Annotated in this window: 19 protein-coding genes and 1 pseudogene; 15 read left to right on the forward strand and 5 right to left on the reverse strand. The window is 61.3% G+C overall.

Annotated features, from left to right (window positions below):
• Positions 1 to 124 precede the first annotated feature (124 nt).
• From C4J94_RS15120 to C4J94_RS15170, 11 genes are all read left to right on the forward strand, one after another.
• On the forward strand, positions 125 to 1,414 hold the full coding sequence (locus tag C4J94_RS15120; protein ID WP_124386917.1) for a glycosyltransferase: 1,290 nt from the start codon (positions 125 to 127) through the stop codon (positions 1,412 to 1,414).
• 73 nt (positions 1,415 to 1,487) lie between these two features.
• A complete protein-coding gene (locus tag C4J94_RS15125) occupies positions 1,488 to 2,393 on the forward strand; it encodes an AraC family transcriptional regulator (protein WP_124386918.1) in 906 nt (301 codons plus the stop codon).
• Between the two features lie 311 nt (positions 2,394 to 2,704).
• A complete protein-coding gene (locus C4J94_RS15130) occupies positions 2,705 to 2,953 on the forward strand; it encodes a DUF6124 family protein (protein WP_046067944.1) in 249 nt (82 codons plus the stop codon).
• A gap of 238 nt (positions 2,954 to 3,191) precedes the next feature.
• Positions 3,192 to 4,475 carry a sugar ABC transporter substrate-binding protein gene (locus C4J94_RS15135; RefSeq protein ID WP_372240900.1) on the forward strand — a complete coding sequence of 428 codons (1,284 nt, stop codon included), beginning with the start codon at positions 3,192 to 3,194 and terminating at the stop codon, positions 4,473 to 4,475.
• A gap of 133 nt (positions 4,476 to 4,608) precedes the next feature.
• Positions 4,609 to 5,499: a carbohydrate ABC transporter permease gene (locus C4J94_RS15140; protein WP_124386920.1), complete on the forward strand. Its 891-nt coding sequence runs from the start codon at positions 4,609 to 4,611 to the stop codon at positions 5,497 to 5,499.
• A 10-nt stretch (positions 5,500 to 5,509) separates the two neighbouring features.
• The gene (locus C4J94_RS15145; RefSeq protein WP_065876330.1) at positions 5,510 to 6,340 is read left to right on the forward strand and encodes a carbohydrate ABC transporter permease; all 831 of its coding nucleotides are present in this window, start codon (positions 5,510 to 5,512) and stop codon (positions 6,338 to 6,340) included.
• A 23-nt stretch (positions 6,341 to 6,363) separates the two neighbouring features.
• Entirely contained in the window at positions 6,364 to 7,467 is a 1,104-nt protein-coding gene (locus tag C4J94_RS15150) for an ABC transporter ATP-binding protein (protein ID WP_124386921.1), read from the forward strand.
• Between the two features lie 18 nt (positions 7,468 to 7,485).
• Entirely contained in the window at positions 7,486 to 8,967 is a 1,482-nt protein-coding gene (locus C4J94_RS15155; RefSeq protein WP_124386922.1) for a mannitol dehydrogenase family protein, read from the forward strand.
• 141 nt (positions 8,968 to 9,108) lie between these two features.
• Complete coding sequence (gene xylB, locus C4J94_RS15160) at positions 9,109 to 10,590, forward strand: xylulokinase (protein WP_124386923.1); 1,482 nt, start codon at positions 9,109 to 9,111, stop codon at positions 10,588 to 10,590.
• Positions 10,591 to 10,602: 12 nt separating this feature from the next.
• A complete protein-coding gene (locus C4J94_RS15165) occupies positions 10,603 to 11,541 on the forward strand; it encodes a carbohydrate kinase (protein ID WP_124386924.1) in 939 nt (312 codons plus the stop codon).
• Positions 11,542 to 11,659: 118 nt separating this feature from the next.
• Positions 11,660 to 14,266, forward strand: a complete 2,607-nt coding sequence (locus C4J94_RS15170) for an autotransporter outer membrane beta-barrel domain-containing protein (RefSeq protein WP_124386925.1) — start codon at positions 11,660 to 11,662, stop codon at positions 14,264 to 14,266.
• A 46-nt stretch (positions 14,267 to 14,312) separates the two neighbouring features.
• On the opposite strand, the gene C4J94_RS15175 is transcribed toward C4J94_RS15170, so the two are convergent.
• On the reverse strand, positions 14,313 to 14,585 hold the full coding sequence (locus C4J94_RS15175) for a DUF1652 domain-containing protein (protein WP_124386926.1): 273 nt from the start codon (positions 14,583 to 14,585) through the stop codon (positions 14,313 to 14,315).
• A gap of 372 nt (positions 14,586 to 14,957) precedes the next feature.
• On the opposite strand from C4J94_RS15175, the gene C4J94_RS15180 reads away from it, so the two are divergent.
• The gene (locus tag C4J94_RS15180; RefSeq protein WP_124386927.1) at positions 14,958 to 15,161 is read left to right on the forward strand and encodes a ParD-like family protein; all 204 of its coding nucleotides are present in this window, start codon (positions 14,958 to 14,960) and stop codon (positions 15,159 to 15,161) included.
• On the forward strand, positions 15,158 to 15,913 hold the full coding sequence (map, locus tag C4J94_RS15185) for a type I methionyl aminopeptidase (RefSeq protein ID WP_124386928.1): 756 nt from the start codon (positions 15,158 to 15,160) through the stop codon (positions 15,911 to 15,913). Before C4J94_RS15180 ends, map begins: the two co-directional genes overlap by 4 nt.
• A gap of 28 nt (positions 15,914 to 15,941) precedes the next feature.
• Here map and C4J94_RS15190 read toward each other — a convergent pair whose 3' ends face one another.
• Positions 15,942 to 17,528 (reverse strand): RimK family protein, encoded by a 1,587-nt coding sequence (locus tag C4J94_RS15190; RefSeq protein ID WP_124386929.1) that lies wholly within the window; start codon positions 17,526 to 17,528, stop codon positions 15,942 to 15,944.
• Positions 17,529 to 17,666: 138 nt separating this feature from the next.
• Here C4J94_RS15190 and C4J94_RS15195 point away from each other — a divergent pair.
• A pseudogene (locus C4J94_RS15195) lies at positions 17,667 to 18,128 on the forward strand (GNAT family N-acetyltransferase); the annotation flags it as partial.
• Positions 18,129 to 18,238: 110 nt separating this feature from the next.
• Here C4J94_RS15195 and sfnG read toward each other — a convergent pair.
• Positions 18,239 to 19,324 carry a dimethylsulfone monooxygenase SfnG gene (sfnG, locus tag C4J94_RS15200; protein ID WP_124386930.1) on the reverse strand — a complete coding sequence of 362 codons (1,086 nt, stop codon included), beginning with the start codon at positions 19,322 to 19,324 and terminating at the stop codon, positions 18,239 to 18,241.
• Between the two features lie 253 nt (positions 19,325 to 19,577).
• On the opposite strand from sfnG, the gene C4J94_RS15205 reads away from it, so the two are divergent.
• A complete protein-coding gene (locus C4J94_RS15205) occupies positions 19,578 to 20,816 on the forward strand; it encodes an acyl-CoA dehydrogenase family protein (RefSeq protein WP_124386931.1) in 1,239 nt (412 codons plus the stop codon).
• Positions 20,817 to 21,455: 639 nt separating this feature from the next.
• Here the strand turns inward: C4J94_RS15205 and C4J94_RS15215 are convergent.
• Together C4J94_RS15215 and C4J94_RS15220 are read right to left on the reverse strand one after the other, a co-directional pair.
• Positions 21,456 to 22,241 carry a sulfite exporter TauE/SafE family protein gene (locus C4J94_RS15215; RefSeq protein WP_124386932.1) on the reverse strand — a complete coding sequence of 262 codons (786 nt, stop codon included), beginning with the start codon at positions 22,239 to 22,241 and terminating at the stop codon, positions 21,456 to 21,458.
• A 91-nt stretch (positions 22,242 to 22,332) separates the two neighbouring features.
• On the reverse strand, positions 22,333 to 23,103 hold the full coding sequence (locus tag C4J94_RS15220) for a class I SAM-dependent methyltransferase (protein WP_124386933.1): 771 nt from the start codon (positions 23,101 to 23,103) through the stop codon (positions 22,333 to 22,335).
• Between the last annotated feature and the right edge of the window lie 89 nt (positions 23,104 to 23,192).

Below are 23,192 nucleotides of genomic sequence, written 5' to 3' on the forward strand. Positions count from 1 at the left end.
ATTCGAGAGGCGGAAGTTAACCACAAAGTCGGTTGGCTACCTACCGCCAGACACAAATTGTCATATCGCTGGGTTGTGGTTTAATTGCGCGCTTTTTGCCTGCACCTCAAGGAACCTGCCGTAGATGAATCAGCCCGCCACCAAAGTCCTGGTCATTGGTTATGTCTGGCCGGAGCCCCGTTCCTCGGCTGCGGGCGGGCATATGATGCAGATTCTGGAGAGTTTTCTCACACAAGGTTGGGACATTACCTTCAGCAGCCCCGCAACCATCGGTGAACACAAGGCTGACTTGCCCGCCCTGGGGATCGCCGAATGCGCCATTGAACTGAATAACAGCAGCTTCGATGATTTTGTTCGCGAACTGGCCCCGGACATCGTGCTGTTCGACCGTTTCATGATGGAGGAACAATTCGGCTGGCGCGTGGAAAAGTGCTGCCCCGACGCCCTGCGCGTGCTGGAAACCTCCGATTTGCAAAGCCTGCGCGACGCACGGCACCAGCGGCTCAAGGATGCACTCAGGGCCGCTCCCGACAATGACGACTTCAGCGCCTTGTTCGCCCCGAACCTGGAGCAGGAGTTCCAGTTGATGGCCGACACCGACCTGGCCAAACGCGAAATCGCCGCGATTTACCGCTGTGACATCAGCCTAATGATCTCCGACGTGGAAATCCGCCTGCTCACCGATCAGTTCAAGGTGCCCGCCGCCCTGCTCCACTGGTGCCCCCTGATGATGGCGCCCCCGACCGAAGCCTTCGCGCCGTTCGAAGACCGCGCGCACTTTCTCAGCATCGGTAACTTTCGCCACGCGCCCAACTGGGATGCGGTGCTGTGGATGAAGCACAGCCTGTGGCCGTTGATCCGCCAGCAATTGCCCGGCGCCCAGTTGCATGTCTACGGCGCCTACACCCCGCCCAAGGCCACCGCCCTGCACAACCCGGCGCAGGGCTTTCATGTGATGAACTGGGCCGAAGATGCACTGCAAGTGATGACGGCCGCGCGCATCTGCCTGGCGCCATTGCGCTTTGGCGCGGGGATCAAGGGCAAACTGGCGGACGCGATGCTGTGTGGCACGCCGAATGTCACCACGCCAATTGGCGCCGAAGCCATGGCGGATGGACAGCCCTGGCCGGGTGCCATCGAGCGCAGTGCCGCAGCCCTGGCCGCTGCGGCCGTGAGCCTGTATCAAGACCGCGAGCGGTGGACCCAGGCCCAGGAAAATGGCCGGCAGCTGCTTGCCCGGCGCTATGACCAACATATCCACGGGCCAGCGCTGGTGGCCTGCCTGGAACACTGCCGCAGCCATTTGGAGGCGCATCGACGGGATAATTTCACCGGCAGCATGCTGCGCCACCATGCCCATAAAAGTACCCAGTACATGTCCCAGTGGATCGAGGCAAAAAACCGTAGCCTTTGAACGCCCGGCGCTGGCAGGGTTGCGCGCAACGGGGCATTATCCTACGCAGCAACCACAATAAAGCGACGGCAGCATGACCCGAGCAACGCGCATCACAGACCCTTCCTACGAGCTGATGGACGACCATAACGGCCTGTCCATCATCTATCGCCAGCACGGCTTCCCCTGCCCCCTGGTGCGCTGGCACTTCCACAAGGAATACGAGCTGCACCTGATCGTCGCCAGCTCCGGCAAGGTGTTCATTGGCGACTACATCGGTAATTTCTACCCGCAAAGCCTGTTCCTTACCGGCCCCAACCTGCCCCACAACTGGATCAGCCAGGTGGAGGAAGACGAGGTCATCCCCAAGCGCGACATGCTGGTCAATTTCACCGATGAACTGCTGGAGAACGGCAGTCATATCTTCAATGAGCTCAAGACCCTGTCGCCGCTGCTGGAGCGCGCGCAATACGGCATCGAGTTTCGCTGCAAACGCACGATTGCCCAGGCGATGAGCTTGATGCAGCGCATCGAGGATGCCCAGGGCATGGCGCGGCTGGGGCATTTCTTTATCTTGCTGGAAGTATTGAGCGCCTGTGAGGACTACCAACTGTTGTCTGGGGTCAACACGCCACAACTGGCCGACGAACACAGCATCGACCGCACCAACCGCGCGGTGGACTACATCTTCGCCCACTACGCCCGCGAACTGCCGCTGGAGGAAGTCGCGGACTACCTGGGAATGAAGCCGACCTATTTTTCCCGGGTGTTCAAGCAAGCCACCGGGCGCACGTTCATTGAATTCGTCAATCGCCTTCGGATCAGCAAGTCGTGCGAGTTACTGGCCGATGGCAATAAAGCTGTGACCGATGTCTGCTTTGAGTCGGGGTTCAATAACATCTCCAACTTCAACCGGCGCTTCCAGCAGCTCAAGGGGATGACGCCGTCCCACTATCGACGGTTGGCGGTGCAGCGCTTGACTGAGCAGAACCTGGCTTGAGGTACTGGGAAACGCAGAAACGTCTGACAAGGATTTGAGGTTGTCCCTAGGACACTCAATCTCTAGTCTCCGTACACCGCTGCATACGCAGCGGACGGGCGTCGCGGCCCGGTTAATCAGATGCAAAGTGCCATTTGCGCTTGTTAGTCGACGTTTTTTTATCGTCTACTGTGCGGCTTCATGGTGGCTGTGCGCGGGATACCTTCGGGTATGCCGGTTTCCTGATTCCGGTCCGCGAACCTGCGTACAGCTACCACCCAATAGCGTCGCGGCGATCGGGTGGCAGCTCCACTTAAATCAGGAGTTTCACCATGATCAAACCCACCCCGAATCCCCCAATCGATCCAGCACCCAGCGTGCTGTTCACCGTGAAAGACGGTATCTCCACTCAAGACTTACTGGTCAACCTCAGCGAATCACTCGCCTCTGCCCACGCCCTCACCTGCGATTTCGCGTTTGAGCTCGACGGCTCACGCCGCGAAGGCGCGCTGGGTATTGCCCAGTTGATCGAGGTGTCTCGATTGCTGGCTGAGCGGGTACTGGCTGATATCGAGCGTTAAATACGGCATCGATCGTCCCCACGCGCCACGGGGACGATCATCGAGTGCAAAAAAGTATCAGTGAGCGTGCGCCCAAGGATTTGTCACCGGCGCATTTGAAGGCTGTAATCAGCGCACACTCTTCCTGACTTCTTGTAGGAAGACACAACAACAATAACTGTCCTTCTGTAGCCCCCTGGGCGCGGAAATGGAGTGCGCGATGAAGTTCACAGCAAAAGCTCTGCTTGTCTCCACCTGCATGCTGACCTGCATGACCCTCAGCGCCGTCAGCCTCGGCGCGCAAACCCTGACCATTGCCACCGTCAACAACAGCGACATGATCCGCATGCAGAAACTCTCGAAAACCTTCGAGGCCGAGCATCCGGAGATCAAGCTGAACTGGGTGGTGCTCGAAGAAAACGTGCTGCGCCAGCGCCTGACCACCGACATCGCTACCCAGGGCGGGCAGTTCGACGTGTTGACCATCGGCATGTACGAAGCCGCACTCTGGGGCGCCAAGGGCTGGCTGGAGCCGATGGAAGACCTGCCGGCTTCCTACGACCTCGACGACGTATTCCCTTCGGTACGCGACGGCCTTTCTGTCAAAGGCTCGCTGTACGCCCTGCCGTTCTATGCCGAAAGCTCGATCACCTATTACCGCACTGACCTGTTCAAGGACGCCGGGCTGAACATGCCCGAACACCCGACCTGGAGCCAGATCGGCGAATACGCGGCCAAGCTCACCGACAAATCCAAAGAACAATACGGCCTGTGCCTGCGCGGTAAAGCCGGCTGGGGCGAAAACATGGCGCTGATCACCACCCTGGCCAACGGCTACGGGGCGCGCTGGTTCGATGAGAAGTGGCAGCCCGAATTCAACGGCCCGGAGTGGAAAGACGCGCTGAACTTCTACGTCGACAACATGAAAAAATCCGGCCCGCCGGGTGCGTCGAGCAACGGCTTCAACGAGAACCTGGCGCTGTTCAACAGCGGCAAGTGCGCGATCTGGGTGGATGCCAGCGTGGCCGGCTCGTTTGTCACCGACAAGACCCAGAGCAAAGTGGCTGACCATGTCGGCTTTACCTTTGCCCCGCATGAGAAGACCGACAAAGGCACCTCATGGCTGTATTCCTGGAGCCTGGCGATCCCTACCAGTTCCAAGGCCAAGGACGCCGCCAAAGTGTTCACCAGTTGGGCCACCTCCAAGGAATATGGCGAATTGGTCGCCAAGACCGACGGTGTTGCCAACGTACCGCCAGGCACACGCAAGTCTACCTACAGCGACGAGTACATGAAGGCCGCGCCGTTCGCCAAGGTGACCCTGGAATCGCTGAAAGTGGCGGACCCGACCAAGCCGACGGAAAAACCGGTGCCGTATATCGGCATTCAACTGGTGACCATTCCTGAGTTCCAGGCGATTGGTACCCAGGTCGGCAAGTTCTTCTCCGGCGCACTGACCGGCCAGCAGACGGTCGATGCCGCACTGACGGCCGCGCAGACCACCACCGAGCGCGAAATGAAGCGGGCCGGTTACCCCAAGTAACCCCCGATCCTGTAGGAGCGAGCTTGCTCGCGAAAAAGGTACATCCGACGCCGCAATGCGCCTGGAATACCTTCGCGAGCAAGCTCGCTCCTACAGGGGTTTGCGCACCTGTCTCTAACCGGCCTTGATTATCATGAATACGACACCAAAAAACCGCCTGGCCAACCCCGGCTGGTTCCTCGTCAGCCCCTCGGTGGCCTTGTTGCTGCTCTGGATGATCGTGCCGCTGGGCATGACCCTGTATTTTTCGCTGATCCGCTACAACCTGCTCTACCCCGGCGAAAACCAGTTCGTCGGCCTGGAGAACTTCACCTACTTCGTCACCGACTCAGGCTTCCTGCCCGGTGCCACTAACACGTTGTTGCTGGTGGGCAGCGTGCTGCTGATCAGCGTGGTGTTCGGCGTGTTGATCAGTGCGCTGCTGGAGGCCAGTGAGTTCTTCGGCCGCGGCCTGGTGCGGGTGTTGCTGATTTCGCCGTTTTTCATCATGCCCACCGTCGGTGCGCTGATCTGGAAGAACCTGATTTTCCACCCGGTATCGGGGGTGCTGGCCGCCGTCTGGAAGCTGTTTGGCGCCGAACCGGTGGACTGGCTGGCGCACTACCCGCTGCTGTCGATCATCATCATTGTGTCGTGGCAGTGGCTGCCCTTCGCCATCCTGCTGCTGATGACCGCCATGCAGTCCCTCGACCAGGAACAAAAGGAGGCCGCGCGCCTGGACGGCGCCGGCGCCATCGCGATCTTCTGGCACCTGACCCTGCCGCACCTGGCGCGTCCGATTGCGGTGGTGGTGATGATCGAAACCATCTTCCTGCTTTCGGTATTCGCCGAAATCTTCACCACCACCAACGGTGGCCCCGGCTACGCCTCGACCAACCTCGCCTACTTGATCTACAACCAGGCGCTGGTGCAGTTCGACGTGGGCATGGCCTCGGCCGGCGGCTTGATCGCCGTGGTCATCGCCAATATCGCGGCGATCATCCTGGTGCGGATGATCGGCAAAAACCTGACTGACAAGCCTTGAGGGCCGCGCCATGACGCTTCAACAATCCCGCCGCCTGCAAAGCCTGTTGCTCGGCACCCTGGCCTGGGCCATCGCGATCCTGATTTTCTTTCCGATCTTCTGGATGGTGCTGACCAGCTTCAAGACTGAAATCGACGCGTTCGCCACGCCGCCGCAGTTCATCTTCACGCCGACGCTGGAGAACTACCTGCACATCAATGAGCGCAGCAACTACTTCAGCTATGCCTGGAACTCGGTGCTGATCTCGTTCAGCGCCACCGCCCTGTGCCTGCTGATCTCGGTGCCGGCCGCCTACTCCATGGCCTTCTACGAGACAAAGCGCACCAAAGGCACGCTGCTGTGGATGCTGTCCACCAAGATGCTGCCGCCGGTGGGCGTACTGATGCCGATCTACCTGCTGGCCAAGAGCTTCGGCCTTCTGGACACGCGCATCGCGCTGATCATCATCTACACGCTGATCAACCTGCCGATTGTGGTGTGGATGGTTTACACCTACTTCAAGGACATTCCCAAGGACATCCTCGAAGCCGCACGCCTGGATGGCGCCACCCTGTGGCAGGAAATGGTGCGGGTGCTGCTGCCGATCGCCAAGGGCGGCCTGGCCTCCACCGTGCTGCTGTCGTTGATCCTGTGCTGGAACGAGGCCTTCTGGTCGCTGAACCTGACGTCATCGAGCGCCGCGCCGCTGACCGCACTGATCGCCTCTTATTCCAGCCCCGAAGGCTTGTTCTGGGCCAAGTTGTCCGCCGTGTCGACCCTGGCCTGCGCGCCGATCCTGATTTTTGGCTGGATCAGCCAGAAACAGTTGGTGCGCGGCCTGTCTTTCGGCGCAGTCAAATAATAATTCCAAGCGGAGGGCCCATCATGGCCAACCTGAAAATCAAGAATCTGCAAAAAGGCTTCGAAGGTTTTTCCATCATCAAGGGCATCGACCTGGAAGTGAATGACAAAGAGTTCGTGGTGTTCGTCGGCCCGTCGGGCTGTGGCAAATCCACACTCCTGCGCCTGATCGCCGGCCTGGAAGAAGTCAGCGAAGGCACCATCGAGCTGGACGGGCGCGACATCACCGAAGTGACCCCGGCCAAGCGCGACCTGGCGATGGTGTTCCAGACCTACGCGCTGTACCCGCACATGAGCGTGCGCAAGAACATGTCGTTCGCCCTGGATTTGGCCGGCGTCGACAAGAAGCTGGTGGAAAGCAAGGTCAGCGAAGCGGCGCGCATCCTGGAGCTGGGCCCGCTGCTGGAGCGCAAGCCCAAGCAGCTTTCCGGCGGCCAGCGCCAGCGCGTGGCGATTGGCCGCGCGATTGTGCGCAACCCGAAGATCTTCCTGTTCGACGAACCCTTGTCCAACCTCGACGCCGCCCTGCGCGTGCAGATGCGCCTGGAACTGGCACGCCTGCATAAAGAGCTGCAAGCGACCATGATCTACGTGACCCACGACCAGGTCGAAGCCATGACCCTGGCCGACAAAGTCGTGGTGCTCAACAGCGGCCGCATCGAACAGGTCGGCTCGCCGCTGGAGCTGTATCACCAGCCGGCCAACCTGTTTGTCGCGGGCTTCCTCGGCACGCCCAAAATGGGCTTCCTCAAAGGCAAAGTGACCCGCGTGGAAGGCCAGGGCTGCGACGTGCAGCTGGACGCCGGCACCCTGATCAGCCTGCCGCTGAGCGGCCCGACCCTCAGCGTAGGCAGCGCGGTGACCCTGGGCATTCGCCCGGAGCACCTGGAAATCGCCGCCCCCGGCCAGACCACCCTGACTGTCACCGCCGACGTCGGCGAACGCCTGGGCAGCGACACCTTCTGCCACGTCATCACCGCCAACGGCGAGCCGCTGACCATGCGTATTCGCGGTGACATGGCCAGCCAATATGGCGAAACCCTGCAGCTGCACCTGGACCCGGCGCACTGCCACCTGTTCGACACCGACGGCGTGGCCGTAGCCCGTCCCCTGCGCGCTGCCGCCTGATTTCGCGAGTATTTCCAGATGAAACTGAATAAACACAACCTCACCCAGCTGGCCCCCGAAGTGCAACTGCCGGCCTACGCGATTGCCGACACCCGCCAGGGCATCGCGCATATCGGCGTCGGCGGTTTTCACCGGGCGCACCAGGCGTTTTACACCGACGCCTTGATGAACACCGGCGAAGGCCTGGACTGGAGCATCTGCGGCGTGGGCCTGCGCGCTGAAGACCGTAAGGCCCGCGACGACCTGGCCGGCCAGGATTATCTGTTCACCCTGTACGAACTGGGCGACACGGACGACACCGAAGTGCGCGTGATCGGCGCCATCAGCGACATGCTGCTGGCAGAAGACGGCGCCCAGGCCCTGATCGACAAACTGGCCGACCCGGCCATTCGTATCGTCTCGCTGACCATCACCGAAGGCGGCTACTGCATCGACGACAGCAACGGCGAATTCATGGCCCATCTGCCGCAGATCCAGCATGACCTGGCGCACCCCGGCGCACCGAAGACCGTATTCGGCTTTATCTGCGCCGCGCTGACCCAACGCCGCGCCGCCGGCACCCCGGCGTTCACGGTGATGTCCTGCGATAACCTGCCGCACAACGGCGCCGTCACCCGCAAGGCGCTGCTGGCGTTCGCCGCATTGCACGACGTGCAACTGCATGACTGGATCGATGCCAATGTGAGCTTCCCGAACGCCATGGTCGACCGCATCACGCCGATGACCAGCACGGCCCACCGCCTGCAACTGCATGATGAGCACGGCATCGACGATGCCTGGCCGGTGGTGTGCGAGCCCTTTGTGCAGTGGGTGCTGGAAGACAAGTTCGTCAACGGGCGCCCGGCCTGGGAAAAGGTCGGCGTGCAGTTCACCGACGACGTGACGCCTTACGAAGAAATGAAGATCGGCCTGCTCAACGGCAGCCACCTGGCCCTGACTTACCTGGGTTTTCTCAAGGGCTACCGGTTTGTTCACGAAACCATGAACGACCCGCTGTTTGTCGCCTATATGCGCGCCTACATGGACCTGGACGTCACGCCGAACCTGGCGCCGGTGCCGGGCATCGACCTGACCGAATACAAGCAGACCCTGGTGGACCGTTTCTCCAACCAGGCGATTGCCGATCAGTTGGAGCGCGTGTGTTCGGATGGCTCGTCGAAGTTTCCAAAGTTCACTGTGCCGACGATCAATCGCCTGATTGCGGGCGGCCGTGAGACTGAACGGGCTGCACTGGTGGTCGCTGCGTGGGCGTTGTATCTGAAGGGTGTCGATGAGAACGGGGTGAGCTACAAAATCCCGGATCCGCGTGCGCAGTTCTGCCAGCAACTGGTCAGCGATGACAGCTTGATCAGCAAGCGCTTGCTGGGCGTTGAAGAGATTTTCGGCACAGCTATTCCCAATTCGCCTGAGTTTGTGGCAGCGTTCGAGCGGTGTTATGCAAGTTTGCGCGATCACGGCGTCACTGAAACGCTGAAGCCGTTACTGAAGAAACCGGCTTGAACCTGTGGGAGGGGGCTTGCCCCCGATGGCGGTGTATCAGTCAATATAGGTTTCACTGACCCACCGCCATCGGGGGCAAGCCCCCTCCCACATTTTGACTGTATTACCAATCCAAAAAATAAGACTGCTGAGCAAATCATCATGACCCAGCAAAACCTGTTCCTCGGCATCGACTGCGGCACCCAGGGCACCAAAGCCATCGTCCTCGACGCGTCCAGCGGCAAGGTCCTGGGGCTGGGCGCCGCCGCGCACACCTTGATCAGCGGCGCCAACGGCCGACGTGAGCAGCACACCCAGGAATGGCTCGACGCCTTTACCAAAGCCACCCACCGCGCCCTGCAGCAGGCCGGGGTGGACGGCCAGGACATCCTCGGCATCGGCGTTTCCGGCCAGCAGCATGGCCTGGTGCTGCTCGATGAGCACGGTGAAGTGCTGCGCCCGGCGAAGCTGTGGTGCGACACCGAGACCGCCGCCGAAAACGATCGCCTGCTGCAGCACCTGGGCGGCGAAAGCGGCTCGCTGGAGCGCCTGGGCGTGGCCATTGCACCGGGCTACACGGTATCCAAACTGCTCTGGACCCGCGAACAGCATCCGGACCTTTTCGCGCGCATTGCGCATATCCTGCTGCCCCACGACTACCTCAATTACTGGCTCACCGGCCGCGCCGTCGCCGAATACGGCGATGCCTCGGGCACCGGCTATTTCAACGTGCGCAGCCGTGAATGGGACGTGGCGCTGCTTCAGCACATCGACCCCAGTGGCCGGCTGCAGGCGGCGTTGCCCGAGCTGATTGAAGCCGATCAAGCGGTGGGCGCGATCCTGCCGGCCATCGCCGAGCGCCTGGGCATCAACCCCAAGGCGGTCGTCGCCAGCGGCGGCGGCGACAACATGATGGGCGCCATCGGCACCGGCAATATCGCCCCTGGGGTAATCACTATGAGCCTGGGCTCATCGGGCACCGTCTATGCCTTTGCCGACCAGCCCAACGTCAGCCCCCAGGCGTCGGTCGCCACCTTCTGCTCCTCCAGCGGTGGCTGGTTACCGTTGATCTGCACGATGAACCTGACCAACGCCACCAGTGTGATCCGCGAGCTGTTCGAACTCGACCTGAACGCCTTCAACGCCCTGGTCGAGCAGGCCACCATCGGTGCCGACGGAGTGAGCATGCTGCCGTTTCTCAACGGCGAGCGGGTACCCGCCCTACCCCACGCCACGGGCAGCCTGCACGGCCTGACCATGACCAACCTGACCCGCGCCAACCTGTGCCGCGCAGTGGTCGAAGGCACCACCTTCGGCCTGCGCTACGGCCTGGACCTGCTGCGCCAGACCGGCCTGCAAAGCCTGGGCATCCGCTTGATCGGCGGCGGTTCGAAAAGCCCGGTGTGGCGGCAGATGGTCGCCGATATCATGAACACCGAAGTGGTCTGCACCGAACAAAGCGAGGCCGCGGCCCTGGGCGCGGCGATCCAGGCGGCGTGGTGTCAGTCCGGCGAACCCCTGGCCAGCCTGTGCGACAAATGCGTGAGCCTCGATCCGGCCAGCCGCACCGTACCGGTGCCGGCCAATGTCAGCGCCTATCAACAAGCCTACGAGCGCTATCAACAACTTGTGGCAACCCTTTAAGAGCGAGCAACTATGTATCTGGTGTGTGGTGAAGCGCTGTTTGATTTTTTCAGCGAGGAGGATGCCGACGGGCAGGCTGCCAAGCTCAATTACAAGGCGATTGCCGGGGGTTCGCCGTTCAACGTGGCGGTCGGCCTGCGCCGCCTGGGGATCGAGTCAGGGTTCTTTGCCGGGATCTCCCACGACTACCTGGGCCGGCGCTTGTTGCAGGTGCTCAAGAACGAAGGCGTGAACCAAGACTTCCTGGTGCCCTTCGATGCGCCAACCACCCTGGCCATGGTGGCCGTGGGCGCCAATGGCTCGCCCCAGTACAGCTTTCGTGGCGAAGGCTGCGCAGACCGGCAGTTGCAACTGAGCCACCTGCCGCCCCTGGGTGACGAAATTCGCGGCCTGCATGTCGGCTCGTTCTCGCTGGTGGTACAGCCAATCGGCGATACGCTGCTCAACCTGGTCAAGCGCGAGAGCGGCAAGCGCCTGATCAGCCTCGACCCCAACGTGCGGCTGAACCCGCAACCGGACATCCAACTGTGGCGCGACCGGGTGGCGGAGTTGGTCAAGCATGCGGACCTGATCAAGGTCAGCGATGAAGACCTGCACCTGCTCTACCCCGAGCAGTCCCCGGAAAGCGTGCTGCAAGGCTGGCTGCAACACCGTTGCCAGCTGGTGTTTCTCACCCGTGGCGGCGATGGCGCCAGCGTGTTCAGCCGCCGCCATGGCACTTGGTCGCAACCGGCCATCGATATCGTGATGGCCGATACGGTGGGCGCCGGCGATACCTTCCAGGCCGCACTGATTGCCTGGTTGACCGAGCACCAATTGGACTCGGTCGAGGGCCTGCAACAGCTTGGCCGCGAACAGATCGACGCCATGCTCGGCTTTGCGATCCGCGCTGCAGCGCTGACCTGCACCCGCACCGGGCCGGACCTGCCTTACCGTAGCCAATTAGGCTGATCGCCCTACAGGCCGTGCGCTGCGCGGCCTGCTACCCTTTGTCAGAAATTTCAACGATGAGCGAGGTGTGTGCTAGACCGAAGAACAGCAGTAACAAAAACAATACACAGGACACGTTATGACCAAGGCATCAGGCTTTCCAACCCGAGCCGTTATTGCTGTCGGCCTTCTTTCACTGCAGTACATCACTCCCCAGACCGCGCACTCCGCATGCGCCTTTACCCCAGGTCCCGGTAACGATACGTACGTGTGCGACAGCGGCACCAGTGCCACTGGCCTTACCGACCTGCAAGGCAATAACACCCTGACCCTGCCCTCTGGCGGCACCGGCACTATCAATGGCAGCGTCACCTTTGGCGCAGGCGCCGATGCCGTGCGCATCGATTCAGGGGTGATCACCGGCGCAGTGCAGCAAGGCAACGGCGTCGATGACTTCATCATGAACGGCGGGCGAATCCAGTCCCTGGCCCAGGGCGATTCGCGCGACACCTTCCTGATGACCGGCGGCACCATCGTCGGCGCGTTCGAAGACGGCGACATCGCACGGCAAACCGGTGGCACCATCGGCCGCGTCGACATGAAGCTCGACAATAACCTCTACGATATGTCCGGCGGCGCGATCCTGGGTAACCTGGTGACCGGCTTCGGCACCGACACGATCATTGTTTCCGGCGGCACCATCGGCGGCAATATCAGTGTCAGCGGCGGCGATGACAGCATCACCGTCAGTGGCGGCGTGATCAATGGCGAGGTCCGCGCCAGTGTCGGCAACGATACATTCAATTGGCTGGGCGGCGGCCAGATCAAATCCGCCGTGCTGATGGGCGATGGCGATGACACCGCAATGCTGCGCGGCCTCAGTGAAAGCCAGTTGGCCAGCACGCCCTCCCTGGACGGCGGGCTGGGCAATGATCAACTGACCTTCGACAACGCCACCTCCGGCACGCCGGCGCGCTATGTCGGCTGGGAGACGGTCAACCTCAACAACGCCTCGCGCTTTGACCTGGCCGGGGATTTTTTTCTCGGCGACAGTACCAGCAGCACCGGCACGTTCAACATCGATGGCAGCAGTACGTTGGCCGTGACCCAGGGCGCGATTCGCCCCTATAGCGCGGGCCAACTGGCGACGCTGAATAACGCCGGCACGATTGACATGACCACCGGCAGCGCCAATGCCGGTGATGCCCTCACGGTGCATGGCAACTACGTGGGCAACAACGGTCAATTGTGGCTGCAGACCGTGCTGGGTGATGACAACTCCGCCACGGACAAGTTGGTGGTGTCCGACGGCACGCTCAGCGGTCATACCCAGCTCGCCGTGACCAACCTCGGCGGTGCTGGTGGCTTTACCCAGAACAACGGGATCGAGGTGGTGCAGGCCGTCAACGGCGCGGTCAGCAGCACGGATGCCTTTGCCTTGAAGGGCTCGGTGTCGGCCGGTGCCTATGAATACCTGCTGTTCAAAGGCGGCGTCACCGCCGGTACGGAAAACAACTGGTACCTGCGCTCCTCGGTGGTCGCCGTGCAGCCGCCCGCCGTCCCGCCAGCACCGCCCACCCCGCCGGTGGTGGTGCCTGTGCCACCGATTCCGCCAACGCCGCCTGTGGTCGGCCCCGATGAACCGCCGGTAGAACCACCGACCGCGCAACCGGTGGCGCCAGTCGAGCCCCCGGCGCCGCCGCCGAGCCAGGTCGCGGCGGCCACGTCACCGCAATCGGCCGCCAGCAACCCGGTGCTGCCAACGGCCGTGGCCGGTGCCGAGCCTATCGCGCTGTACCGCCTCGAAGTGCCGGTGTACTCGGTCGTGGTGCCAGCCGCGCAGATAATGACCCGAATGGCCCTAGGCACCTTTCATGACCGCCAGGGCGAGCAAAGCCTGCTCACTGAAAGCGGTGCGGTGCCGGCCGGTTGGGCGCGTGCCTACGGCAGCGACTTCAACAAGAGCTGGTCGGGCACCGTATCGCCAAGCTTCGACGGCAGCGTCAAGGGCTATCAGGTGGGGCATGATCTTTATGCGGCGCACACCAGTGGCGGGCAACTGCAACGCTTTGGCCTGTTCATCGGGCAGAGTCGCTTGAACGGAGACGTCAAGGGATTCGCCGAAGGCTTTGAGGACCGGCGCTCCGGACGGGTCAAGCTCGATGGCGACAACTTCGGCGCCTACTGGACGCTCACCGACTCCGCGGGCGGATATGTGGATGTGGTCGCGATGTTTACGCACCTGGACGGCGATAACAAATCCGACCGTGGCGTGAAGATGAACACCAAGGGCCATGCCCTGGCGCTGTCCGCCGAAGCGGGTTATCCGTTTACCGTCTCCGAACATTGGGTGGTGGAGCCGCAAGCCCAGGTGATCCGCCAGACCATCGACCTGGACAGCCAGAACGACGGCATTTCCAAGGTGTCGTTCGATTCCCAGGAATACTGGACCGGCCGAGTCGGTGCGCGCCTCAAGGGCCGCTACCGGGTGGGCAACACGCCAGTGGAGCCTTACCTGCGCGGCAACGTGTGGCGTACGTTCGGCGGTAGCGACACGGTGACCTTTGATGATGTGGACCGCATCAAGAGCGACCACAAGTCGTCCAGCGCCGATGTGGGCGTAGGGGTTGTGGCCCAACTGTCGTCAGCGGTGAGTGTCTACCTGGCGGCGGACTACAACACCAACCTGGACGGCAACGCCCTGGAAGGTGTCAGTGGCAACGCCGGTGTGCGCATGAGCTGGTGACCCGCAAACGACACTGGGCCTGGCGAACGCCAGGCCCACGGGCCACTCAGACGTAATAACCACGCCCTCCTGCTCGCTGCAGGACAGGGGCGTGGGTGTGCCTGAGTTCTTCGCGCAATTCGGAGATCAGGTTGCAAATGGCTCGACTGCTGTCGAGCTTGTCCGCGCTTATACCCTTGACCTCCAGGTCCACACGTTCACGGTCGCGGTCGTCATAGACCCTGATCGTCAGCGAAGCGTCTTCGGCTTTGGTGCACTCACACCGTTTAGGCAGGAAACTTCCTTCAATAATACTGCGAAGCTCTAGTTCCGAAAGCATGGCTAACCTCTCCTTTTTTTGAGACTGCCAACAGATTTATAGGTATCGCGCAGGCACTTGCCTGCGGCGTCTTGCCAGCCCTGGAAGACGCTTTCTTCAGAAGCCTACTCGGCAAAATCCACTGCTGTTGTAACCTTTCTTCATAAGCATCCCGCTTGGTTATATAAGCATTAACTCAGTTTAGGGATCATCGTCGAACCGCATCGATTAAACGTTTAACCCACAAGGTCGTGCCAGCCGCTAACTTGCGCGGCTTTTTTTTCAGCAACATATGGCAAACAAATGCAGACGCCACCGTTCAGCGCGAGGGGCTTTACGCAAGACATACGAAACATATACGATTCGTATATTCCATCCTGTACAGTGACACCTATGGGCATCGTCAAGATCACCGACCCACTGCACGAACAACTCCGTCTGGCCAGCGCCGCAATGGACCGTTCCATCAACGCCCAGGCCGAATTCTGGATCAAGATCGGCCTGCTGGCCGAGCTCAACCCGCACCTGCCCTACAACGAGCTGATCAACAAGCTGTTGCTGGACAAGCCCGACCTGATCCGAGGGCGCAGTCAATGATCAAGACGTCACAACAGCTCGCGGTGATGCGCGAATCCGGGCGCCTGCTCGCCCAGGTATTCAGTATGCTTGACGGCTTTGTCGCCGCCGGCCGCTCCACTCTGGAACTGGACAGCGCCGTCGAAGCCTTCATCCGCCAGGAGTTGAAGGCCCGCCCGGCCAGCCTCGGGCAATATGACTATCCCTTCTGCATCAATACCTCGATCAACGAAGTGGTGTGCCATGGCATGCCCAGCGCGAAGGAAATCCTCAAGGACGGCGACATCATCAACATCGACATCACCCTGGAAAAAGGCGGCTTTATCGCCGACTCCAGCAAGATGTACATGATCGGCACCGTCACCCCCAAGGCGCGGCGGCTGGTGGAGATAACCTTCGAGGCGATGTGGGCCGGCATCCGCCAGGTCCGGCCCGGTGCCCGCCTGGGTGATATCGGCCATGCGATCCAGCGTCACGCCCAGGCTAACGGCTACAGCGTGGTGCGTGAATACTGCGGCCATGGCATCGGCCGGGAAATGCACGAAGAACCGCAAATCCTGCATTTCGGCCGCCCCGGCACCGGGCTGGAACTGCGTGAAGGCATGGTGTTTACCATTGAGCCAATGCTCAACCAGGGCAGCGCCAAGGTGCGCAACCTCAAAGATGGCTGGACGGTGGTGACCAAGGACAACAGCCTGTCGGCGCAATGGGAACATACCGTGGCGGTAACGGCGGACGGCTTTGAAGTCCTGACCCTGCAACCCACCGCCTGAACAGCCTTCAGCGTTGGAATGAGGCGCGCTACCACACTTGCCCTTGACGTTTGAGCTCCAGGCGCCGCACGAACTCCTCCAGCACCAAGCCATAGAGGTCGTCCTGCAAATAGGCATCCTCGATGCCCGCGTCCAGATTGGGGTTGTCGTTGACCTCGATCACCACCACTTTGTCACCGGACTGCTTGAGGTCTACGCCGTAGAGGCCATCGCCGATCAGGTTGGCGGTTTTCACCGCCAGTTCCACCACCGCCTTGGGCGCTTCGTGGACCGCCAGGGTGCGGCATTCGCCGTTGATGTCCTGGCCAATGGCCTTGTGGTTGTAGATCTGCCAATGGCCCTTGGACATGAAGTACTGGCAGGCAAAGATCGGCTTGCGGTTGAGCACGCCGATACGCCAGTCGTACTCGGTGTAGAAGAATTCCTGAGCGAGCAGCAGCACCGAATGCTCGAACAACTCGGCGGTGGCCTTGAGCAACGCCGCCTGGCTTTCTACCTTGATCACCCCACGGGAAAAGCAACCGTCGGGGATCTTCAGCACCAACGGGAAGCCCAGGCGCTCGCCGACCCGTTCGAAGTCTTCCGGTCGCTCCTTGTAGAGAATTTCGGTGGCGGGCATGCCCAATTGATGGCTGTTGAGCAGATCGGTGAGGTAAACCTTGTTGGTACAGCGCAGGATCGATGCCGGGTCGTCCATCACCACCAGGCCCTCGCTCTCGGCTTTCTTGGCGAAGCGATAGGTGTGGTTGTCGACGCTGGTGGTCTCGCGGATCAACAAGGCGTCGTACTCGGCCAGGCGCGAGTAATCCTTGCGCTCGATCAGGTCCACATCGATGCCCAGGCCCTTGCCTACCCGTACGAAATTCTCCAGCGCTTGCGCGTTGGACGGCGGCAGTTGCTCGTGGGGATCGTGGAGGATCGCCAGATCATAACGGGCCAGTCGGCGCGAGCGTGGTTGGCGCCAGATCTTGCGGCTGAAGTTGTCGAGGGCGTGGGCGAATTGGTCTTCCTGATCATCGCGCAACTTATGCAATACGCCGGACTTGACCCCTTCGATGTGCCAGCCGTTATTCTTTTTGAAATCAACCAAGAGGATCGGACACGGAAACGCTTCAAACAATTGACGGGCCAAGTCCTGCAACGGCTCTATATTGGTTCGACCGAAATAAAGTGTCAGGGTAAAGCCTTCGGTATTGCTGTAAAGATGGTGACTCAAGGCTTTATCGAGGGTTTTATCCAAGTCGTCCAGGGCCAGGCCGTACAACGCCTTTTTCGTCAGTTCGCTGATCGTGCGCACCGATGGAATCACCTTGTGCCCCCGCGCTTCGGCCAGCAGGGAACAGTAGTAGCCATGCCCCAGGTACTTGTAGCCGCGGCACAGGTTGATCACCTGCACGCGCTTGCCCGTCTCGTTTTCCCGGGTCTGTTCCAGGTATTCCTGGGCAGTCACAATGTCTTCACTGGGGAAGTAGGAGGCCCAGTCTTCCTTGCGTTCGACAATAATCACGACTTGGCTTGCACCTTTGGACGGGGCCGAAAAATAACCGTTGGAAGTTATTGTCGCCGCGACTGTTTGCTCGGATACTTCACGCCAATGACTTTGTACCGCCGACATAATATTTGATCCGCTTTAGAGAACTCGACCTTTTCTATTAAGCACGATCTTTTAGAGAAGTCCCGTTTCGTTACGCAACTTTTACGGCGGTCATATGGCTCTTTCCTTTGCGCTGCAACCCCCTGCGATGTGCCTGAACTGGTGGCACTGGAACAGCACTGCTTCACCACCGACCGGCTGTCATCGCGCAGTTTCCAATGGATGGTCAGCCGCGCCCATGGCCAGTTGCTGGTGGCGCAAAACGACGGTCAATTGCTGGGCTATGCACTGGTGCTGTTTCACCGTGGTACTTCGCTGGCGCGCCTGTATTCCATTGCCATTGCCGAGCCTGCGCGCGGCCTGGGGCTGGGCAAAGAGTTGCTCGCACGTATCGAGGCAATCGCGGTGGAACACGACTGCGCCTACCTGCGCCTGGAAGTGCGCAGCGATAACCCCGGTGCCCTCGCGCTGTATGAACGCAGTGGCTACCGGCGCTTCGCCCTGATCAACGACTATTACGAAGACCACACCGCCGCCCTGCGCCTGGAAAAGCGCATCGTCCAGCATCAGGTCGCGCGCCCGCAAAGCGTGCCGTATTACCAGCAGACCACTGACCTCAGCTGAGGCGCCGCGCGCCTGCTGATGGCCATAGCATCTGCCGGTCGGCCAGAGGGAATTCGAGCGCATGTGCCGGTTCGCTCACAGCAAACTGCGTGCGGCGGTGGTGGTCTTCAAGCCACCTGCCGGATGCCGGCCTTGGCTTCGAGTTCGCGCACCAGCGGCAATACCCGCTTGCCGAAGTACTCGACTTCTTCCTGGAAGTGCAGGAAGCCAGCCAGCACCAGGTCCACGCCCACCGCCTTGAGCGCAACGATGCGCTCGGCGATCTGTTGCGGCGTGCCGATCAGGTTGGTCTTGAAGCCGTCGTTGTACTGCACCAGGTCCTCGAAACTGGACTTGGCCCAGTTACCCTCGCCTTCCGGTGAGGCCTTGCCCGCTTGTTTGGCCGCATCACCAAAGGCGTTGACCGCTTCCGGGTCGGCCTGGTCGATGATCTCGGCCAGCACGGCGCGCGCCTCTTCCTCGGTGTCACGGGCGATGATAAAGGCGTTGACGCCGACTTTGACCGAATGGTTATTGGCCGCCGCCTTGGCGCGGATGTCATCGACCTGGGCCTTGATGCCTTCCGGGGTGTTGCCGTTGGTGAAGTACCAGTCCGACACCCGCGCGGCCATGTCCCGTGCCGCTCGCGAACTGCCGCCCTGGAATACTTCCGGCTGGCCCAGCGGCTTGGGTTTGAGGGTGTAATTATTGAAGCGGTAGAAGTCGCCCTTGAAGGTGAAGTCATCCTGGGTCCAGATACCTTTCAACGAGCGGATGAACTCTTCGGAGCGGCGATAGCGCTCATCGTGCTCCAGCCACGGCTCACCAATGGCCTGGAACTCGCCCTTGAACCAGCCGCTGACGATATTCACCGCGATACGGCCATTGGTGAGCTGGTCAATGGTCGCCAGCTGCTTGGCCGCCAGCGCCGGTTGCCACGGGCCCGGCAGGATCGCCGCGATCACCTTGAGGGTCGTGGTGGCCGCGAGCAGCGCGTGGCTGAAGGCTACCGACTCATGCTGGTTCTCGGCGCCGTAGCCGGCGGTGAAGCGGATCTGGGTCAAGCCGTACTCGAAGCCGGCGGCTTCGGCCAGTTGCGCCAGTTTGCGGTTGTAGTCGATGCCCCAGTGGGTGCGTTGCTCGATCTTGCTGACCACCAGCCCACCGCTGACGTTGGGCACCCAATAGGCAAATTTCACGGCTTGCTGACTCATTGAATAGTTCCTCGCACACAGGGATGTATCCAGTTACTGAGCAGCAAGCGTGCCAGGCCGGGAAAACGCCCAGGCCAGGCGTGCTGCACCGATTGCAGCGTGGGCACGCTGATGTCCCAGACTGTGCGGGTTTGTCGATCAGCTGTTGCCAGGGCAACAGTGGCTGAAGACTTCAGCCCGTAAATACGGGCGTCGGCCCCCGGCACGGACTGTGCAATCACCTCGTATTGACCACTGCCGAGGAGCCCTGCCCATGACCGAACAACACGTCATCAATCCACTGTCCACTGGCGTCGACTACCCGCCCCTGGCCGCGCGCTTTCGGCCGATTTTCCAGCGCATCGCTGATGGCGCAGTGGAGCGCGAACTGAGCCGCACCCTGCCCTACGAACCGATCCAGTGGCTCAAGGAGGCCGGCTTTGGCGCGGTGCGCGTGCCGGTGGAGTACGGCGGTGGCGGCGCTTCCCTGCCGCAGCTGTTCGAACTGCTGATCGAACTGGCCGAAGCCGACTCCAACGTGCCTCAAGCCCTGCGCGGGCACTTTGCCTTTGCCGAAGACCGACTCAACGCGCCGCCCAGCGCCGCCCGCGACCTGTGGTTCAAGCGCTTCGTGGACGGCGATATCGTCGGTTGCGCCTGGACCGAGATCGGCAACGTGGCCATCGGCGACGTGGTCACCCAGGTCAGCCCCGATGGCGACCAATGGACCCTCAACGGTGAAAAGTTCTACAGCACCGGCAGCATTTTCGCCGACTGGATCGACGTCTACGCCCAACGCAGCGACACCGGCGCCGACGTAATCGCCGCCACCCGCGCCCGCCAGCCAGGCGTGGTCCACAGCGATGACTGGGACGGCTTTGGCCAGCGCACCACCGGCAGCGGCACATCGCGCTTTGACCATGCGGTGGTGGAGGCAGACAACGTCATCGACTTTGCCACACGGTTCAAATACCAGACCGCGTTCTACCAGTTGGTGCTGCTCGCCAGCCTGGCGGGCATCGGCCGCGCAGCCCTGCGCGACGTGGCACACCAGGTGCGCAGCCGACAGCGCATCTACAGCCATGGCAATGCGCCCCATGTCAGCCAGGACGCGCAGGTTCAGCAAGTGGTGGGCGAAGTGGCGGCCCTGGTCTACGCCGCCGAGGCCAGCGCCTTGAAAGCCACGCTGCCGGCGCAACGGGCGTACCTGGCGCGGTTTGGTGGGGATGAAGCCGTGGAGCGCGAAGCCAATGTGGCGGCGGAAATCGAATCGGCCACTGCGCAGGTGGTGGTGTCGCAGCTTATACAGCGCGCTACCAGTGAACTGTTCAATGCGCTGGGGGCTTCGGATGTGCGCCAGGGTAAAGCGCTGGATCGACATTGGCGCAATGCGCGGACGGTGTCTTCGCATAATCCGGTGATCTACAAGGCGCGCATCGTGGGTGACTGGGTCATCAACGACACCGAACCGCCATTTGTCTGGCAAATCGGCAACGGCCCGGCCAAGGCCTGACGGCGACTCCTATGTAGGAGGGGGCTTGCCCTAATGCCACTGTAGGAGCGAGCTTGCTCGCGAAAAACGTCTAGGCAACGCGTTCATTCTGAATAAACGCGGGGGCCCTGAGTTCTTCGCGAGCAAGGGCTAGCCGCCCGCCTCGCTCCTACAAAAAGCCTTGGCTGACTGGCATTAGGGCTTGCCCCCGATAGCCATAGGTATCTACACAACCTTGTAGCAGCCTACGGTAACCACGATGCGAAGCGAGCCGCTCTTGATCTTGCTTTTGATCTTAGGCGCCCCGTTAAACCACGCTGGCCGGAATTCGACATTGATTTGGAGGGTAAACCGGCAGGGATGCCGGTTTAGCCGCCCCGCGCCATGGATGGCGCGTGGCGGCGGCCCTCCAAATCAATGTCGGATTACGGGCACACCGAGCCTGGGCGAGGTGCCGAGTGGTGGGGCAAGAGCCCTTTTGGTTACTTTTGGGGCTCTTTTCCAAAAGTGACCCGCCGTCAGGGCGGAACCCTAAGCCGCCGTTACCGCAGCAACGGATATGTACTCGCTCTGATCCAACACCATGGTCGGCTGTCAGGCCGCCATCGGGGGCAAGTCGAACCGTCGCACCGCCCCTCCCACACTGGAACCGCGTCCAGCCTAGAACGCAAGCTTGTAGCCGATAGCCATCAACATCACCGCCAGACACGGACGCAACACCCCATCCGGCAGCTTGCCCGTCATATGGCTACCCATATAGATCCCCGGCAACGACCCCATCAACAAAAAGCCCAACAAATGCCAATCCATATTGCCCATGCTGGCATGCCCCAGCCCCGCCACCAGGGTCAGCGGCACGGCATGGGCGATCTCGGTACCCACCAGGCGACGCGTGGCCAGGAACGGATACAGAATGAACAACGCCACCGTCCCCAACGCCCCGGCACCGATGGAGGTCAGGGCCACCATGGTGCCGAGCACCGCGCCGGTCACCACGGTCAGCGCGTTCAGGTTGCGCGGGCTCATGTGGTAGTGATCGCCGGCATGGCGCTGGGCAAAAGCCAACAGGCTTTTCTTGAAGAGGATCGCCAGGGCCGTCAGCAGCAGCACCACACCGAGGGCCTGCTTGATCACCGCGTTCATCGCGCTGGGGTCGGTGTGCAGACTGGCGAGGAACCACAGGGTCAGCAATACCGCCGGCACACTGCCCAGGGTGAGCCAGCCGGTGATGGTCCAATCGATGTTCCTGTTCTTGCTGTGCACCAGCACGCCACCGGACTTGGTGATGGCGGCATACAACAGGTCGGTGCCCACCGCCGTGGCCGGGTTGATGCCGAACCACAACAGGATCGGCGTCATCAACGAGCCCCCGCCAACGCCCGTCATGCCCACGATAAAACCAACGATCAGGCCAGCAACCACAAACCCCACATTACCTACATCCATTACAGCTACCTGCGGCCTTATAAATTTCTGGCCGCAGGATAGCGATTTTTCTTATAACCACTTATATCAATATGATCTGACTTTATGCCTTTTAGCCGAGCCGATGGCAGACGTAGGCCTGGGTCTGATAGGGGAAGGCCACGGTGTCCCGACCTTTCAACGCCGGATGCGTGTCGATCAGCGCCTGCAATTGTGCGGTGACCGCTGCCTTGGGTCCATCAGCCAACGCGGCGATAAAGCTCACGGAGAGGAAGCGGTCCATGATTACTTCCTGAGGGCTGCCCACATGGCTGTAGGGAAAACAGCTCATCTCAGGGTCGGAAAAGTACTCGCCGGTAAAGGCTTCACGCCAGCGACCGGTATGAAAACGCGGGGTGTCGCCCTCGTAGGGGGTGATGATCCGGGTGATGGCCGCGACCCAATCCACCGATTCATCCCGCACGTTCCAGACCAGGCCAAGGCGGCCGTCGGCCTTGAGCACGCGATGGATCTCCGCCAGGGCCGCCTCGGAGGAGAACCAGTGGAACGCCTGGGCGCACACCACGGCGTCCGTGCTGGCAGAGGGCAATGGGATGGACTCTGCGGTGCCATTGACCAGGCGCACATCCGGCAGAAGCCTGGTCAACTGGGCACCCATTGCAGCCACCGGTTCGACGGCCGTCAACGTTGGCGCCAGGGTGCTGAGCAAGCGGGTGAACTTGCCGGTGCCGGCGCCCAGATCAACCACACTCGACTGGCCGTCGATGTGCAATACCTCCGTCAGCCAGCCCGTGAGTTGCCTGGGATAGTCCGGCCGGCCTTGGGCGTAGGTGACGGCCTGGGTGGAGAAACCTTGTTGAGCAGACGTGTGTACACCAGTCATTGCCAATCTCTCCTTGGGTAAAGCGGGAGCACAGTGTGCGCCCTGGCAAGTTTATTTTCTAATCGCTGCATCCAACCGGGCCGCTCACG

This window comes from Pseudomonas sp. R5-89-07, from assembly GCF_003851685.1.
In the GTDB taxonomy this organism is placed as follows: Bacteria; Pseudomonadota; Gammaproteobacteria; order Pseudomonadales; family Pseudomonadaceae; genus Aquipseudomonas.

Coding starts and splice junctions, on each gene's coding strand:
- C4J94_RS15120 (WP_124386917.1), top strand. CDS start 125: ATGAATCAGCCCGCCACCAAAGTCCTGGTCATTGGTTATGTCTGGCCG.
- C4J94_RS15125 (WP_124386918.1), top strand. CDS start 1,488: ATGACCCGAGCAACGCGCATCACAGACCCTTCCTACGAGCTGATGGAC.
- C4J94_RS15130 (WP_046067944.1), top strand. CDS start 2,705: ATGATCAAACCCACCCCGAATCCCCCAATCGATCCAGCACCCAGCGTG.
- C4J94_RS15135 (WP_372240900.1), top strand. CDS start 3,192: ATGCTGACCTGCATGACCCTCAGCGCCGTCAGCCTCGGCGCGCAAACC.
- C4J94_RS15140 (WP_124386920.1), top strand. CDS start 4,609: ATGAATACGACACCAAAAAACCGCCTGGCCAACCCCGGCTGGTTCCTC.
- C4J94_RS15145 (WP_065876330.1), top strand. CDS start 5,510: ATGACGCTTCAACAATCCCGCCGCCTGCAAAGCCTGTTGCTCGGCACC.
- C4J94_RS15150 (WP_124386921.1), top strand. CDS start 6,364: ATGGCCAACCTGAAAATCAAGAATCTGCAAAAAGGCTTCGAAGGTTTT.
- C4J94_RS15155 (WP_124386922.1), top strand. CDS start 7,486: ATGAAACTGAATAAACACAACCTCACCCAGCTGGCCCCCGAAGTGCAA.
- xylB (WP_124386923.1), top strand. CDS start 9,109: ATGACCCAGCAAAACCTGTTCCTCGGCATCGACTGCGGCACCCAGGGC.
- C4J94_RS15165 (WP_124386924.1), top strand. CDS start 10,603: ATGTATCTGGTGTGTGGTGAAGCGCTGTTTGATTTTTTCAGCGAGGAG.
- C4J94_RS15170 (WP_124386925.1), top strand. CDS start 11,660: ATGACCAAGGCATCAGGCTTTCCAACCCGAGCCGTTATTGCTGTCGGC.
- C4J94_RS15175 (WP_124386926.1), bottom strand. CDS start 14,585: ATGCTTTCGGAACTAGAGCTTCGCAGTATTATTGAAGGAAGTTTCCTG.
- C4J94_RS15180 (WP_124386927.1), top strand. CDS start 14,958: ATGGGCATCGTCAAGATCACCGACCCACTGCACGAACAACTCCGTCTG.
- map (WP_124386928.1), top strand. CDS start 15,158: ATGATCAAGACGTCACAACAGCTCGCGGTGATGCGCGAATCCGGGCGC.
- C4J94_RS15190 (WP_124386929.1), bottom strand. CDS start 17,528: ATGTCGGCGGTACAAAGTCATTGGCGTGAAGTATCCGAGCAAACAGTC.
- sfnG (WP_124386930.1), bottom strand. CDS start 19,324: ATGAGTCAGCAAGCCGTGAAATTTGCCTATTGGGTGCCCAACGTCAGC.
- C4J94_RS15205 (WP_124386931.1), top strand. CDS start 19,578: ATGACCGAACAACACGTCATCAATCCACTGTCCACTGGCGTCGACTAC.
- C4J94_RS15215 (WP_124386932.1), bottom strand. CDS start 22,241: ATGGATGTAGGTAATGTGGGGTTTGTGGTTGCTGGCCTGATCGTTGGT.
- C4J94_RS15220 (WP_124386933.1), bottom strand. CDS start 23,103: ATGACTGGTGTACACACGTCTGCTCAACAAGGTTTCTCCACCCAGGCC.